This is a genomic window from Pseudomonas sp. Y24-6, assembly GCF_020295325.1.
Classification (GTDB): domain Bacteria; phylum Pseudomonadota; class Gammaproteobacteria; order Pseudomonadales; family Pseudomonadaceae; genus Aquipseudomonas; species Aquipseudomonas gregormendelii.
On sequence record NZ_JACBXG010000005.1, the window covers coordinates 307,644 to 321,118 of the forward strand.

The 13,475-nt window shown below is 60.5% G+C and carries 13 protein-coding genes; 7 read left to right on the forward strand and 6 right to left on the reverse strand.

All coding sequences use genetic code 11. The features are described 5' to 3' along the window. Positions 1-284: 284 nt before the first annotated feature. The 5 genes from HYI44_RS12295 (at position 285) to rlmF (ending at position 6,971) form a co-directional block, all read left to right on the forward strand. Positions 285-1,775 (forward strand): leucyl aminopeptidase, encoded by a 1,491-nt coding sequence (locus HYI44_RS12295; protein ID WP_225569516.1) that lies wholly within the window; start codon positions 285-287, stop codon positions 1,773-1,775. A gap of 149 nt (positions 1,776-1,924) precedes the next feature. Continuing rightward, positions 1,925-2,353: a DNA polymerase III subunit chi gene (locus HYI44_RS12300; protein ID WP_122838820.1), complete on the forward strand. Its 429-nt coding sequence runs from the start codon at positions 1,925-1,927 to the stop codon at positions 2,351-2,353. A gap of 8 nt (positions 2,354-2,361) precedes the next feature. Next, on the forward strand, positions 2,362-2,727 hold the full coding sequence (locus HYI44_RS12305; RefSeq protein WP_122838819.1) for a DNA polymerase III subunit chi: 366 nt from the start codon (positions 2,362-2,364) through the stop codon (positions 2,725-2,727). Between the two features lie 226 nt (positions 2,728-2,953). Next, entirely contained in the window at positions 2,954-5,800 is a 2,847-nt protein-coding gene (locus tag HYI44_RS12310; RefSeq protein ID WP_122838818.1) for a valine--tRNA ligase, read from the forward strand. 154 nt (positions 5,801-5,954) lie between these two features. Beyond that, on the forward strand, positions 5,955-6,971 hold the full coding sequence (gene rlmF, locus HYI44_RS12315; RefSeq protein WP_045062125.1) for a 23S rRNA (adenine(1618)-N(6))-methyltransferase RlmF: 1,017 nt from the start codon (positions 5,955-5,957) through the stop codon (positions 6,969-6,971). Positions 6,972-7,157: 186 nt separating this feature from the next. On the opposite strand, the gene HYI44_RS12320 is transcribed toward rlmF, so the two are convergent. After that, complete coding sequence (locus HYI44_RS12320) at positions 7,158-7,439, reverse strand: HU family DNA-binding protein (RefSeq protein ID WP_007905514.1); 282 nt, start codon at positions 7,437-7,439, stop codon at positions 7,158-7,160. Positions 7,440-7,924: 485 nt separating this feature from the next. On the opposite strand from HYI44_RS12320, the gene yejK reads away from it, so the two are divergent. Next, positions 7,925-8,929 (forward strand): nucleoid-associated protein YejK, encoded by a 1,005-nt coding sequence (gene yejK, locus HYI44_RS12325; RefSeq protein WP_045062124.1) that lies wholly within the window; start codon positions 7,925-7,927, stop codon positions 8,927-8,929. Beyond that, entirely contained in the window at positions 8,929-9,279 is a 351-nt protein-coding gene (locus HYI44_RS12330; protein ID WP_225569517.1) for a glutaredoxin family protein, read from the forward strand. Before yejK ends, HYI44_RS12330 begins: the two co-directional genes overlap by 1 nt. 85 nt (positions 9,280-9,364) lie before the next feature. On the opposite strand, the gene HYI44_RS12335 is transcribed toward HYI44_RS12330, so the two are convergent. The 5 genes from HYI44_RS12335 to HYI44_RS12355 all read right to left on the reverse strand — a co-directional run bounded on the left by HYI44_RS12335 (position 9,365) and on the right by HYI44_RS12355 (position 13,276). Then, entirely contained in the window at positions 9,365-10,303 is a 939-nt protein-coding gene (locus HYI44_RS12335) for a glutathione S-transferase family protein (protein WP_225569518.1), read from the reverse strand. 84 nt (positions 10,304-10,387) lie between these two features. Continuing rightward, positions 10,388-10,696, reverse strand: a complete 309-nt coding sequence (locus HYI44_RS12340; RefSeq protein ID WP_045062121.1) for a GIY-YIG nuclease family protein — start codon at positions 10,694-10,696, stop codon at positions 10,388-10,390. A gap of 40 nt (positions 10,697-10,736) precedes the next feature. Beyond that, positions 10,737-11,207, reverse strand: a complete 471-nt coding sequence (locus HYI44_RS12345; protein ID WP_201147552.1) for a nuclear transport factor 2 family protein — start codon at positions 11,205-11,207, stop codon at positions 10,737-10,739. 112 nt (positions 11,208-11,319) lie between these two features. After that, on the reverse strand, positions 11,320-12,603 hold the full coding sequence (locus tag HYI44_RS12350; RefSeq protein WP_201147553.1) for a CynX/NimT family MFS transporter: 1,284 nt from the start codon (positions 12,601-12,603) through the stop codon (positions 11,320-11,322). 13 nt (positions 12,604-12,616) lie between these two features. After that, the gene (locus HYI44_RS12355) at positions 12,617-13,276 is read right to left on the reverse strand and encodes a FadR/GntR family transcriptional regulator (protein WP_225569519.1); all 660 of its coding nucleotides are present in this window, start codon (positions 13,274-13,276) and stop codon (positions 12,617-12,619) included. Positions 13,277-13,475: the final 199 nt, after the last annotated feature.

Consider the following 13,475-nt stretch of genomic DNA (forward strand, 5'->3'; position numbering starts at 1 on the left):
CACTGCGCGCGTTCGCCATGCGGGGGCTCACTCGCGATGCTCGTCAACGATTACGCGGGACGTCTGACACTCAACGGTGCTCTCAGGTTCATCAGCGCAACGCCGCCCGGATCCAATTCGCTCCTGCAAGCGCGGCCGGAACCGTGACGAACCTGCGACCCAGGGTTGTCAGGCGCCGCCGACGAGGTTCAAACTGCGGCCTTTGCCGCAAGCCTGCCTTGCGTACTCTATTTATAGGCAAGTTCAGACACTTGCGTGTTGATCATTGATACAGGGGCCCCGACATGGAACTGGTTGTAAAAAGCGTTAATCCGGAAACGTTGAAAACCGCCACGCTGGTGGTTGCCGTCAGCGAAGGCCGCAAGCTCGGCGCCGTGGCCAGCCAAATTGACGCACTGAGCGGCGGCGCGATCAGCGCCGTGCTCAAGCGTGGCGACCTCGCCGGCAAAGTTGGCCAGAGCCTGCTGTTGCACAGCCTGCCCAACCTCAAGGCCGAGCGCGTATTGCTGGTCGGCGTCGGCAAGGACGAAGAACTGGGTGATCGCCCATTCCGTAAAATCATTGCCGGCATTCTCAACACCCTCAAGGGCCTGAACGGCAGCGATGCGGTACTGGCACTCGACGAAGTCGTGGTCAAGGGCCGTGACAGCTACGGCAAGACCCGCCTGCTGGCTGAAACCCTGGTGGACGGCCAATACAAGTTCGACCAGTTCAAGAGCCAGAAAGCCGAGCCGCGCGCCCTGAAGAAAATCACCCTGGTGACCATCAAGGCCGCCCAGGCTGAAGTCGAGCGTGCCGTGGCCCACGCTACCGCGATCGCCAACGGCATGGCGTTTACCCGCAACCTGGGCAACCTGCCGCCGAACATCTGCCACCCGACTTTCCTGGGCGAGCAGGCCAAGAGCCTGGGCAAGGAATTCAAGAGCCTGAAAGTCGAAGTCCTTGACGAGAAGAAGATCAAGGACCTGGGCATGGGCTCGTTCTACGCCGTGGGCCAGGGCAGCGCCCAGCCTCCGCGCCTGATCGTCATGCAATACAACGGCGGCAAGAAATCCGAGAAGCCGTTCGCCCTGGTCGGCAAAGGCATCACTTTCGATACCGGCGGCATCAGCCTCAAGCCGGGCGCCGGCATGGACGAAATGAAGTACGACATGGGCGGCGCCGCCAGCGTCTTCGGTACCCTGCGCGCCGTGCTCGAACTGAAACTGCCGATCAACCTGGTGTGCATCCTGGCCTGCGCCGAGAACATGCCAAGCGGCAACGCTGCGCGCCCAGGCGACATCGTCACCACCATGAGCGGCCAGACCGTGGAAATCCTCAACACCGACGCCGAAGGCCGCCTGGTGCTGTGCGACGCCCTGACCTACTCTGAACGTTTCAAGCCCCAGGCCGTGATCGACATCGCGACCCTGACCGGTGCCTGTGTCGTCGCCCTGGGCGCGCACACCTCCGGCCTGCTGGGCAACAACGACGAACTGATCGGCCAGCTGCTCAGCGCCGGTCAGTCCGCAGACGACCGTGCCTGGCAGCTGCCACTGTTCGATGAGTACCAGGAACAGCTCGACAGCCCGTTTGCCGACATCGCCAACATTGGCGGGCCGAAAGCCGGCACCATCACCGCCGCCTGCTTCCTGTCGCGCTTTACCAAGAACCTCAACTGGGCGCACCTGGACATCGCCGGCACCGCCTGGACCAGCGGCGGCAAGGACAAGGGCGCCACTGGCCGTCCGGTGCCCCTGCTGACCCAGTACCTGCTGGACCGCGCCAAGGCCTAAATATCGCTCACTGACGACTGTAGGAGCGAGCTTGCTCGCGAAAAACTCAAGATCACCGCGATTAACCTGGTTTTCCGCGTAATCGTTGACGACCTTCGCGAGCAAGCTCGCTCCTACAGATTCCGCGGAAGTTGATTCCAGGAACCGCAATGACCAAAGTCGACTTCTATATCCTGCCCAGCGCCGATCCGTCGGCGCGGCTGGATTTTGCCTGCAAGCTCACCGAAAAAGCCTGGCGCATGGGCCATCGCATCTACCTGCATTGCAGCGATGCGAGCCAGCGTGACGATCTCGATGCACGCCTCTGGGCGTTCAAGGGCGAAAGTTTCGTACCCCATGGCCCCGCCGAGAACGAGCCGCAGGGTTTGATTGTGCTGGGCCTGGGAGAGGACTGCGGTCAACATCAGGACCTGCTGGTCAATCTCGACCTGAAAGTGCCGACCTTTGCCAACAAGTTCGCCCGCGTGGCGGAAGTGGTGGTGGAAGACCCGGTGATTCGCCAGGCCGCGCGGGAGAGTTTCCGTTTCTATCGCGAACAGGGCTATCCTTTGCAAGACCACCGTTTACAGCGACTCTGAGTATTCCGATGGACACGCCAAAACAGCAACAGTCCGCGCATCTGCTGGACGACCTCGAGTCGATCCGCCAACTGCTCGGCGATGACAACCTGCAACCACCGTTGCTGACCGACACGGTCGAGGACGATGATCAGGAACAGATCCCCATGCTGTTCGAGGCTGCCGGTAACCCGCCAGCCGCCAGCGAACCGCCCCCTGCCCCAGTCGCCGAAGATAAAGGCCCGGACGCCTTGCTGCATCTGGACGGCGAACTGCGCGCCGCTGCGATGCTGATCATGCAAGACGTGATCGACGACTTTGCGCCGCACATCGAAACCGAAATCAAACGCCGACTGGCGGCGCGGATGGAGCGGTTGCTCAGCCAGTACGAGTAGCCCACGCCATTCCAATGTAGGAGCTGCCGCAGGCTGCGATCTTTTGACTTGATCTTCAACGATTCCGGAAAAGATCAAGATCAAAAGATCGCAGCCTGCGGCAGCTCCTACCGTGTTCGCACCGCTCCTGAATACACGCCCTGTCCGCCCCTGCTCGCCCTTCGCCCCATGCCCCGCTATACTCGTCGGCTTTTCCTGAATTAATGCCAATAGGGTCCCGCCGCGCATGGATAAGACCTACCAGCCGCACGCCATTGAAACTTCCTGGTACAACACCTGGGAGTCAGAGAATTACTTCGCCCCGCAAGGCGCGGGCGAGTCCTACACCATCATGATCCCGCCGCCGAATGTGACGGGCAGCCTGCACATGGGGCACGGCTTCAACAACGCGATCATGGACGCCCTGATCCGTTTCCGCCGCATGCAGGGTCGCAACACTCTGTGGCAGCCGGGTACCGACCACGCCGGTATCGCTACGCAGATGCTGGTGGAGCGTCAACTCGAAGCCCAGGGTCAGAGTCGCCACGATCTTGGTCGCGAGAAATTCCTCGAGAAAATCTGGGAATGGAAGGATCAGTCCGGTGGCAACATCAGCCGCCAGATCCGCCGCCTCGGCTCGTCCGTAGACTGGAGCCGCGAGCGCTTCACCATGGACGACGGCCTGTCTGAAGCGGTCAAGGAAGCATTCGTGCGCCTGCACGAAGACGGCCTGATCTACCGCGGCAAGCGCCTGGTCAACTGGGACACCAAGCTGCACACGGCGATTTCCGACCTCGAAGTGGAAAACCACGACGAGAAAGGTTTCCTGTGGAACCTCAAGTACCCGTTGGCCGACGGCGCGAAAACGGCTGAAGGCAACGACTTCCTGATCGTCGCGACCACTCGCCCGGAAACCATGCTCGGCGACGCCGCCGTGGCCGTTAACCCGAACGATGAACGCTACAAAGCCCTGATCGGCAAATTTGTCGAGCTGCCGCTGGTCGGCCGCCGCATTCCGATCATCGCCGACGATTACTGCGATCCTGAGTTCGGCACCGGTTGCGTGAAAATCACCCCGGCACACGATTTCAACGACTACGAAGTCGGCAAGCGCCACAATCTGCCGCTGCTGAACATCTTCGACAAGAACGCCGCCGTCTTGCCGGCCTGCCAGGTGTTCAACCTCGACGGCACACTGAACGAAAGCATTGACGGCAAGATCCCGGCTGAATACGCAGGCCTGGACCGCTTCGAGGCGCGCAAGCAAATCGTTGCCGCCTTCGACGCCGCCGGCCTGCTGGTCAGCGTCGACGATCACGCCCTGAAAGTGCCGAAAGGCGATCGCTCGGGCACCATCATCGAGCCGTGGCTGACCGACCAGTGGTACGTGTCGACCAAGCCTTTGGCCGAGCCTGCAATTGCTGCCGTTGAAGACGGCCGCATCCAGTTCGTGCCGAAACAATACGAAAACATGTACTTCTCCTGGATGCGTGACATCCAGGACTGGTGCATCAGCCGTCAACTGTGGTGGGGTCACCGGATCCCGGCCTGGTACGACGAGTCGGGCAAAGTCTACGTCGGTCGCGACGAAGCCGAAGTGCGCACCAAGCACAACCTCGGCCCAGACGTGGCACTGCAACAGGACAACGACGTACTCGACACCTGGTTCAGTTCGGGCCTGTGGACCTTCTCGACCCTCGGCTGGCCTGAGCAGACCGAATTCCTGAAAAAATTCCACTCCACCGATGTGTTGGTGACCGGTTTCGACATCATTTTCTTCTGGGTTGCCCGGATGATCATGCTCACCATGCATTTGGTGAAAAACGAAGACGGCACGCCGCAGGTTCCGTTCAAGACCGTGTATGTGCACGGTCTGGTGCGAGATGGCCAAGGCCAGAAGATGTCCAAGTCCAAGGGCAACGTCCTTGACCCGCTGGACATCATCGACGGCATCGAGCTGGAAGACCTGGTGCAGAAACGCACTTCCGGCATGATGCAGCCGAAACTGGCGAAGAAGATCGAGAAGCAGACCCGCGACGAATTCGCCGATGGCATCGCCAGCTACGGCACCGACGCCCTGCGCTTCACTTTCTGCTCGCTGGCCTCCACCGGTCGCGACATCAAGTTCGACATGGGCCGCGTCGAAGGCTATCGCAACTTCTGCAACAAGATCTGGAACGCGGCGCGCTACGTGCTGGACAAAGGCGAAGACTGCGGCCAGAACGGCGAAGCCTACGAACTGTCCCTGGCGGATCGCTGGATCATCTCGCAGCTGCAACGCACCGAAGCCGAAGTGACCCGTCAGCTCGATCAGTTCCGCTTCGACCTGGCCGCACAAGCCTTGTACGAGTTCATCTGGAACCAGTATTGCGACTGGTACCTGGAGCTGTCCAAGCCGGTGCTGTGGGACGAAAACGCGCCGGTCGAACGCCAGCGCGGCACCCGTCGAACCCTGGTTCGCGTACTGGAAGTTGCCCTGCGCCTGGCGCACCCGTTCATGCCGTTCATCACCGAAGAAATCTGGCAGCGCATCGCGCCGCTGGCCGGCATCGAAGGCAAGACGATCATGCTGCAGCCTTGGCCAGTGGCCAATGAAGAGCGCATTGACGCAGCCGCCGAAGATGACATCGAATGGCTGAAAACGCTGATGCTCGGCACGCGTAACATTCGCGCCGAAATGAACATTGGTCCAGGCAAGCCGCTTAACCTGTTCCTGAAAAACGTCAGCACCGAAGACCAGCGTCGTCTCACCGAAAACGAAGCCCTGCTGAAGAAGCTCGCGCGCCTCGAGTCGATCACTGTGCTGGCGGCAGGCGAAGAAGCACCACTGTCCGCGACCGCCCTGGTCGGCGAGATGGAAGTGCTTGTGCCAATGGCCGGCCTGATCGACAAGGACGCCGAGCTGGCACGCCTGGACAAGGAAATCCTGCGCTTGCAGGGTGAAGTCCAGCGCGTGGGCGGCAAGCTGTCGAACGCCGGTTTCGTCGACAAGGCGCCGGCCGAAGTCATCGAGAAGGAACGCGCCAAACTGGCCGAAGCGCAACAGGCTTTGGGCAAACTGGCCGAGCAGCATGCGCGGATTGCCAGCTTGTAACGGCAAATCGCAATGAAAAGGGAGGCCCGAAATGGCCTCCCTTTTTTGTGCCTGCCCATTCCCACAAACACCAAACCCCCTGGATATGCGTCATCGGGTAGCTAATGTGGGACAATGCCCGTCACTTTCAGCCATACCCGAATCGATCACACCCATGAACGCCCCCCGCACACCAAGACCTGCGCGCAAGAAGCCCGAATCCGCGACCCCGGCCAAAGCCGTCGAGCCCCGCGAAAAGGCCAGCCTGCACCCGCGCAACCGCCACCAGGGTCGTTATGACTTCCCGGCGCTGATCAAGACCACGCCCGAACTGGCGAAGTTCGTGATCACCAACCCGTACGGCAAGGAAAGCATCGACTTCGCCAGCCCGGACGCGGTGCGGGTGTTCAACCGCGCGCTGCTCAAGTCGTTCTACGGCGTGGCCCACTGGGACATCCCGGCGGATTACCTGTGCCCGCCGGTTCCGGGGCGTGCCGACTATGTGCACTTCCTGGCCGACCTGTTGGCCAGCGTCAATGACGGCGAAATCCCCCGTGGCGCGCCCGTCAAGGTGCTCGACATCGGCATGGGCGCCAACTGCGTCTATCCGCTGATTGGCTACAGCGACTACCGCTGGCACTTCCTCGGCTCGGAAATCGACCCGACCGCCGTGGCCGCTGCCAAGGCCATCGTCCAGTCCAACGGGCTGAACAAGGCCATTCAGTTGCGCCAGCAAACCAACCCCAAGCACATTCTGCTGGGGTTGCTGGAACCCGGCGAACGCTTCGACCTGACCATGTGCAACCCGCCGTTCCACGCCTCGATGGACGAAGCCACCAAGGGCAGCGAGCGCAAATGGCGCGCACTGGGTCGCGCCGACCCGAAACGCAAGCTGCCGGTGCTGAACTTTGGTGGCCAGTCGGCTGAACTGTGGTGCGAGGGCGGCGAGGCCCGCTTCGTGACTCAATTGATCGCCGAGAGCGCGCACTTCCAGCACAAGGTGCTGTGGTTCAGCACCCTGGTGTCCAAGGCGTCGAACCTGCCCGCGATCGAGATCGCCCTGAAAAAGGCCGGCGTGCTGGAAAGCCAGGTCGTGGAAATGTCCCAGGGGCAGAAGAAAAGCCGCTTCGTCGCCTGGACGTTCCAGACCAAGAGCGAACAGCAAATCTGGCGTCAGCGCTGGGCTCGCTGAGACCGTAGGCGCTGCGGCACGCTGCGATCTTTTGATGCTGTTGTGAAAGATCAAGAGATCGCAGCCTCGTTTCACTCGACAGCTCCTACGGCGGTGATACTCCCGCGATCGTTCGAGCCCTCCGGCAAATCACAGGCACAAAAAAACCGTGCCCGGATCGCTCCGGAGCACGGTTTTTTACACGTCTTACTTGTTAACAGCGTCGGTCAGGCCTTTGGCCACAACCAGCTTGATAACTTTCTTGGCAGCGATTTCGATGGCAGCGCCAGTCGAAGGGTTGCGGCCAGTACGGGCAGGACGTTCGGTCACTTTCAATTTGCCGATACCTGGCAGAGTGATTTCGCCGCCATTTTCCAGCTGATCGGCAACGATTTGGCCCAGTTGGTCCAGAGCATTACGCGCGGTGGTTTTTGGCGCGTCGATAGCTTCAGCGATGTCGGCGATCAGTTGGTCTTTAGTAAGAGCCATGTAGTGTTCCTTCCCTATCAAATTCATATGGATTGCAGAGTGCAGTGTCAGCCATCGAGCCCGATCTTCTGGATCTGGCACCCTCGGCCAATAACCACGGGATCGGGGTTATAGATACCGAAATCAGGGTTTGGTTCGACCTGACAAATGCTGAATGCACGCTTAACGCAGTGACTTCGCGCAAGACCGGGCAAAACTAGCACAGAGACGGGGAAATATCCGCCTCTAGCTACCCATTTGGTCAGCTTTATTGGTCTAAAACGTTAAAAAACAGCATAAGGACTATCTCGTTGCCCTGAAATGCCCTCGCGCCCCCCGTAGGAGCTGCCGAAGGCTGCGATCTTTTGATCTTTTTTGTTTAAAAAGCAAAGTCAAAAGATCGCAGCCTTCGGCAGCTCCTACGAAGGGCATGCATACCTAGTTGCGGTACACTGGGCGCTTTTTCGGGGAGCGCGCCCTCCTCTCTACAATCAGCCGAGAAGCCCATGCCGATCCGCCATTGCATCGTCCACCTGATCGACAAAAAACCCGACGGCACGCCTGCAGTTCTGCATGCCCGCGACGAAGAGTTGCCTGAGTCGAGCGCCATCGAGAACATGCTTGCCGACCTCAACGAGAGCTACAACGCCAAACAAGGCAAGGCCTGGGGTTTGTTCCATGCCGAGTCCGGGGCGCACCCGTTCAGCGGCTGGCTGAAGGAGTATCTCGAAGGCGGCAAGGACTTCACGGCATTCAGCCGGGTAGCGGTGGAGCATCTGCAGAAGCTGATGGAGGAATCCAACCTCTCGGTCGGTGGGCACGTGCTGTTTGCACACTATCAGCAAGGCATGACTGACTACCTGGCCATCGCCCTGCTGCATCACAGCGAAGGCGTCGCCGTGACCGAGCAGCTCGATGTGACCCCGTCCCGCCACCTGGACCTGGGTCAGCTGCACCTCGCGGCGCGGATCAACGTGTCGGAGTGGCAGAACAACAAGCAGTCCAAGCAGTACATTTCGTTCATCAAAGGCAAGAACGGGAAAAAGGTCTCGGAGTATTTCCGCGACTTCATCGGCTGCCAGGAAGGCGTCGACGGCCCCGGTGAAACGCGCACGCTGCTCAAGGCCTTCAGTGATTTCGTTGAAAGCGAAGACCTGCCGGAAGAGTCCGCCCGGGAGAAAACCAAGACGCTGGTGGACTACGCCAGCAGCCAGGCCAAGATGGGTGAGCCCATGGGCCTGGAGGAACTGTCCGGGTTGATTGATGAAGAACGTCCTAAGGCGTTCTACGATCACATCCGCAACAAGGACTACGGCCTGTCTCCGGAGATCCCTGCGGACAAACGTACCCTGAATCAATTCCGTCGTTTCACGGGACGTGCCGAGGGCCTCTCCATCAGCTTTGAGGCGCACCTGCTGGGCTCGAAGATCGAATACGACGAAGAAGCCGGCACCCTGATCATCAAGGGCCTGCCAACCCAGCTCACCGATCAGCTCAAGCGTCGCAACTGATGCTGCGGGGCGTGCTGAAAAAATTCCTGCTGATCCTGCTGGTGATCGTGGTCTATCAGAACTGGGGCAAGATAGAGCGGGTGTTCAATCCGTCCCAAGTGGTATCGGAGCAGACCCAGGCCAAGGCCAATGTGGTGCTCTACGCCACTGAATGGTGTGGTTACTGCAAGTTGACCCGACGGTTTCTCGACCAGAAAGGCATTCCGTACAAGGAGTTCGATATCGAGAAGGATGCCCAGGCGCGCAAGGCTTACGAGGCGCTGGGTGGCGGCGGCATTCCGATCATCGATGTAAACGGGACGTTGATTCGCGCGTATGACCCGCAAGCCATACTCGCAGCCTTGAAATAAACAAGATCGCAGCCTTCGGCAGCGCCTGCAGATGAACACCACTCTGCTCTGATGCAGGAGCTGCCGGAGGCTGCGATCTTTTGATTTACCGCTGTTTTTCGAGACGAAACCCGAATCGCGGGAAATGCACATGCACCACCCCGCACCGCTCATCCTCGCGACGCAGAATCAGCTCTTCACTTCCGGCAAACAACAACTCACCCGCCACCGGATCAACCCCGTAATCCGTGGCCGCAATCACTACCCGCTGACCCGCCTCGAAACCGTTAGGTTCTGCAAAGCGTTCCTGCGGCAACTGCGCCGGTGTAGCGCTGCGTGCCACCTCCAGCGCTTGCTCTGAACTCATCTCGCTCGGGGCCCCATGACCAAAGCCCAAGACGCGGCCCAACCAGGCGGACACTGCCGGATACCCATCGACCAGCGGCGAAGTGACCGGCGTCGCCTTGAGGAACCACAGTGGGTGCGCCAGGGCGAAATCGGCAATCGACGGCTCGCCGAAGAGGAAATCACCCTGCTCGCGCTGCAGTTGCTGTTCGAGTCGCGCCATGATCGTCGGCCACTGGTGCCTGGCTTGCTCGGCAGACAAGCGGGTGGCGCTGCCGCCACTGAACAGCCCGGCGCGATCCGCCAGGAAGGCCTTGATGGCTTCCGGCGGCAGGCTGGCAAAACGCACGGCGACAGATTCCGGCTGAAACACCAGGCTAACGGCATGCTGGAACACCACTGAGTCCGCCCAGGCGGCGAACGACGCAGCGATCATCTCCTGACCTTCCGGGAAGAGTGCCGGCAAGGCTTTTTCCTGCTCCAGGCGCCGGGCAATCAACGCAGTGTCGCAGTAGATGTCTGCACCGACCTGCAACACCGGCGTCTTGCGATAGCCACCCGTCAAGGCGGTGAGGTCAGGCTTGGGCATTACCGGTGAAATCTTCACCGAACGCCAGGACAGCCCCTTGAAACCCAACAACAGGCGGGCCTTTTCGGCGAAAGGGGACGTCGGGTAATGATGCAGGATCAACTCGGACATGCTCGGCTCCGCCGCGCGAATTAGGAGTCAGCAGCTTAGCGCGCAATCCGCAGGCGGCCTACGGGTCTGCCTGATGGGAACTGATCAGTCAGATTGATAGTTCGCGACCAGGCATTCCTTGGCGCTTTTCCTGAGTTTCTTTATCAGCCGCTCCTGACGTAGCGCTTCACTCCTGTCGCGACAGGCCTCGGTGTACACCAGGGCCACGGCCGGGCTTGAGAGGAAGAAGCGCGCGCCTTTACCCCGCTGATGAGTGGCGAAGCGGCGCACGGGGTCGTCGCTGATCCCGCAGTACAGCGAACCATTGGCGGCACGTACGAGGTAGACAAACCAGGGCTTGCTGACCAGCGGCGTTTCGACGGCGCTGACAGACGTTTGGCTGAGACTGTTCAATTGACGATCTGGATTGGAAAAGAAACAAGTGGCGATCTTATCAGCGCCCGGCCTGGAATGCCTTCAACCCCTTCAAGGCCTGGGCCCGAACGGCGTTTTTTACCAAGGGCGACCAGCCCAACAGCAGACCTTTGAAACCGAGCGCCTGGCGTGACCAGGACCACAAGTCAAAACGGTCGTGGTGCTCGCAGATTTTTCCGTCGCGAAACACGAACCGTGCCTGGATGTCGTTGACCACGGTATTGCCGGTCTGACTGAACAGGTAAGTCGCCACCCAATGTGCACTCCCGGTACGCTCGTCGGCACGGACATCGTCGAACGTCAGGGAAAAGTCCCTGGCACGAGTGGTGAGCATGCGCCACATATCACCCGCATCACGCCCCTGCAGTTCACCGAAGGCCGGGTCACTGAACACCACGTCATCGGTGTAGCAGGCGCTCATGGCCTCGGCATCCAGCCGCTGGAAAGCCTGGTAAAACCGGGTAATCAATGCTTGGTGGGCATCACTCATGTGCAGGCTCCCTGGGTTGCAGAACAGTTTTGAAGACTGCCCGCACGATAGCCTGTCAATTCGCGGAACACTATCGGCATTCGTGGGCCGAATACCGATAGTGTCCGATGAGTCAGAGTTTTTCGCTGACTACTTGAACGTACAACGATCGCCCGGCTCCCAGGCCGGCAAGGATCGCGCCCAGGCCGATGACCCCGAAAATCCAGCCGACCGCTGCCCAGCCGCCGGTCCAGTCATGCACGATGCCGACCGCCAATGGCCCCATGGATGCCAGGGTGTAGCCGAAGCCTTGAGCCATGCTCGACAGGTTCGCCGCCACGTGGGCATCTCGCGAGCGCAGCACGATCAGGGTCAGCGCCAGGCTGAACGCCCCGCCCTGCCCCAGCCCGAGCAGAATCGCCCAGCCCCACAAGCCATCGATCGGCGCATACAGGCACCCGAACAGGCCGCTGAGGGTCAAGGCCATGACGACCACGATCGCCAGGCGCTGGTCCTTGCCGCGAGTCGCCAGCCAGGGAGCCGCCAAAGAACTGGCCAACTGCACGATCACCGAGCCGGACAGCACCAGCCCCGCCTGGGTCGGCGTCAGGCCGCGACCGATCAGGATCGAAGGCAACCAGCCGAACACGATGTACGCCAGGGACGATTGCAGGCCCATGTACAAGGTCACTTGCCAGGCCAGCGGGTCGCGCAGCAAACCGCGAACCCGGTAGGCGACATTGTGCGCACCGTGTTTCTGCCCGACTTGCGGCAGCCAGAACAGCGCCGCGACCAACGCCGGAATAACCCAGAAGCCCAGGCCCGTGGCCCAGCTCTGGTCGAAATGTTCGCTCAGCGGCACGGTGGCGCCTGCGGCCATCGCCGCCCCCAGGCACAGGGCCATGGTGTAGACCCCGGTCATGGTACCCGCGTGTTTGGCAAAGTCGCGCTTGACGATACCCGGCAGCAATACGCCGATCACACCAATGCTGGCACCCGCCAGCACGCTGCCGGCAAACAGGCCGATTTCGCCAAACGAACTGCGCAGGATGATTCCTCCGGCCAGCGTCAGCAGAATGCCCAGCACCACCCGTTCGGCGCCGAAACGGCGCGCCAGGATCGGTGCCAGCGGTGCGAACAGGCCGAGGCACAGCACCGGCAAGGTGGTCAGCAGACCGGCCTGGGCCGCCGATAATCCGAGGCTTTTCGACACGTCACTGAGCATCGGCGCCATGCTCGATAGCGCCGGGCGCAAGTTCAATGCCACCAGGATCAGGCCCAGCAACAGCAGCCAGGGCCGGCGCAGGATCGGATGGCTGTTCTGCACCTCGTCGTCATCGGCCTCGGCGTCGATCAGCAGCTCTTCGAGCTCTGCCGTACGTTTGGCTTCAGGGATGTTGCTGTTACGGCTGGACATGGTTTTCTCGTGTTCAAGGTTCGTTGATCAACTGCCTGGACAGGGCTTTGGCCCGTTCCGGGTCACGTTGCTCGACGGCGTCCAGCAGTTCGATATGCAGGTCGAACACTTCCTGGCGCCGTGGGGTGATGTTCAGGGTCTGGCGCAGTTGCGCACCGACGATGCTGGAGAAGTAGCGATACAGCTCACTGAGCGTGGGGTTGTGTGCGGCATCGACCAGGCGCCGATGAAACACCAGGTCGCAGGCGATGTAGCTGTCGAGATCGCCATGGTAGTGGCTTCCGCTGACGCCCAATGCTTCACGCAAGGCCACCAGGTCTTCATCGGTGCGGCGCAAGGCGGCCAGGCCAATGGCCTCGACTTCAAGAATGTGCCGGGTCTCGCGGGCCTGTTCATGAGAGCAGCGGGACAGCGCTTTGAGGGTGTCGAGTGGATCGATCACCGCGCGCAGGTAACTGCCGTCACCCTGGCGGATCTCAATCAACCCGGAAAAAGCCAACACGCGCATGGCTTCGCGCACGGTGTTGCGGCTGATGCCCAACTCTGCGCACAACTCCGGCTCAGTCGGCAGACGCTGGCCCACGGTCCAGACGCCTTCGGTGATACGTAGGCGCAATTGCTCCAGGGCCTGATCGACCAGGGATCGTTTAACTAACGGAGAAATTTCAGACATGGGATTCACCCTGTCATCCAATCATAGGATGAATTACCTGACATCTTAGTCAGCTATCTGATAAAGATCAACACAACACCCACCGTAGGAGCTGCCGCAGGCTGCGATCTTTTGATTTTGTTTTTGACAGATCTGGATGAATTTAACGACGCCAGGATCAAAGGATCGCAGCCTGCGGCAGCTCCTACAGGATCGCGTC

Coding starts and splice junctions, on each gene's coding strand:
- HYI44_RS12295 (WP_225569516.1), top strand. CDS start 285: ATGGAACTGGTTGTAAAAAGCGTTAATCCGGAAACGTTGAAAACCGCC.
- HYI44_RS12300 (WP_122838820.1), top strand. CDS start 1,925: ATGACCAAAGTCGACTTCTATATCCTGCCCAGCGCCGATCCGTCGGCG.
- HYI44_RS12305 (WP_122838819.1), top strand. CDS start 2,362: ATGGACACGCCAAAACAGCAACAGTCCGCGCATCTGCTGGACGACCTC.
- HYI44_RS12310 (WP_122838818.1), top strand. CDS start 2,954: ATGGATAAGACCTACCAGCCGCACGCCATTGAAACTTCCTGGTACAAC.
- rlmF (WP_045062125.1), top strand. CDS start 5,955: ATGAACGCCCCCCGCACACCAAGACCTGCGCGCAAGAAGCCCGAATCC.
- HYI44_RS12320 (WP_007905514.1), bottom strand. CDS start 7,439: ATGGCTCTTACTAAAGACCAACTGATCGCCGACATCGCTGAAGCTATC.
- yejK (WP_045062124.1), top strand. CDS start 7,925: ATGCCGATCCGCCATTGCATCGTCCACCTGATCGACAAAAAACCCGAC.
- HYI44_RS12330 (WP_225569517.1), top strand. CDS start 8,929: ATGCTGCGGGGCGTGCTGAAAAAATTCCTGCTGATCCTGCTGGTGATC.
- HYI44_RS12335 (WP_225569518.1), bottom strand. CDS start 10,303: ATGTCCGAGTTGATCCTGCATCATTACCCGACGTCCCCTTTCGCCGAA.
- HYI44_RS12345 (WP_201147552.1), bottom strand. CDS start 11,207: ATGAGTGATGCCCACCAAGCATTGATTACCCGGTTTTACCAGGCTTTC.
- HYI44_RS12350 (WP_201147553.1), bottom strand. CDS start 12,603: ATGTCCAGCCGTAACAGCAACATCCCTGAAGCCAAACGTACGGCAGAG.
- HYI44_RS12355 (WP_225569519.1), bottom strand. CDS start 13,276: ATGTCTGAAATTTCTCCGTTAGTTAAACGATCCCTGGTCGATCAGGCC.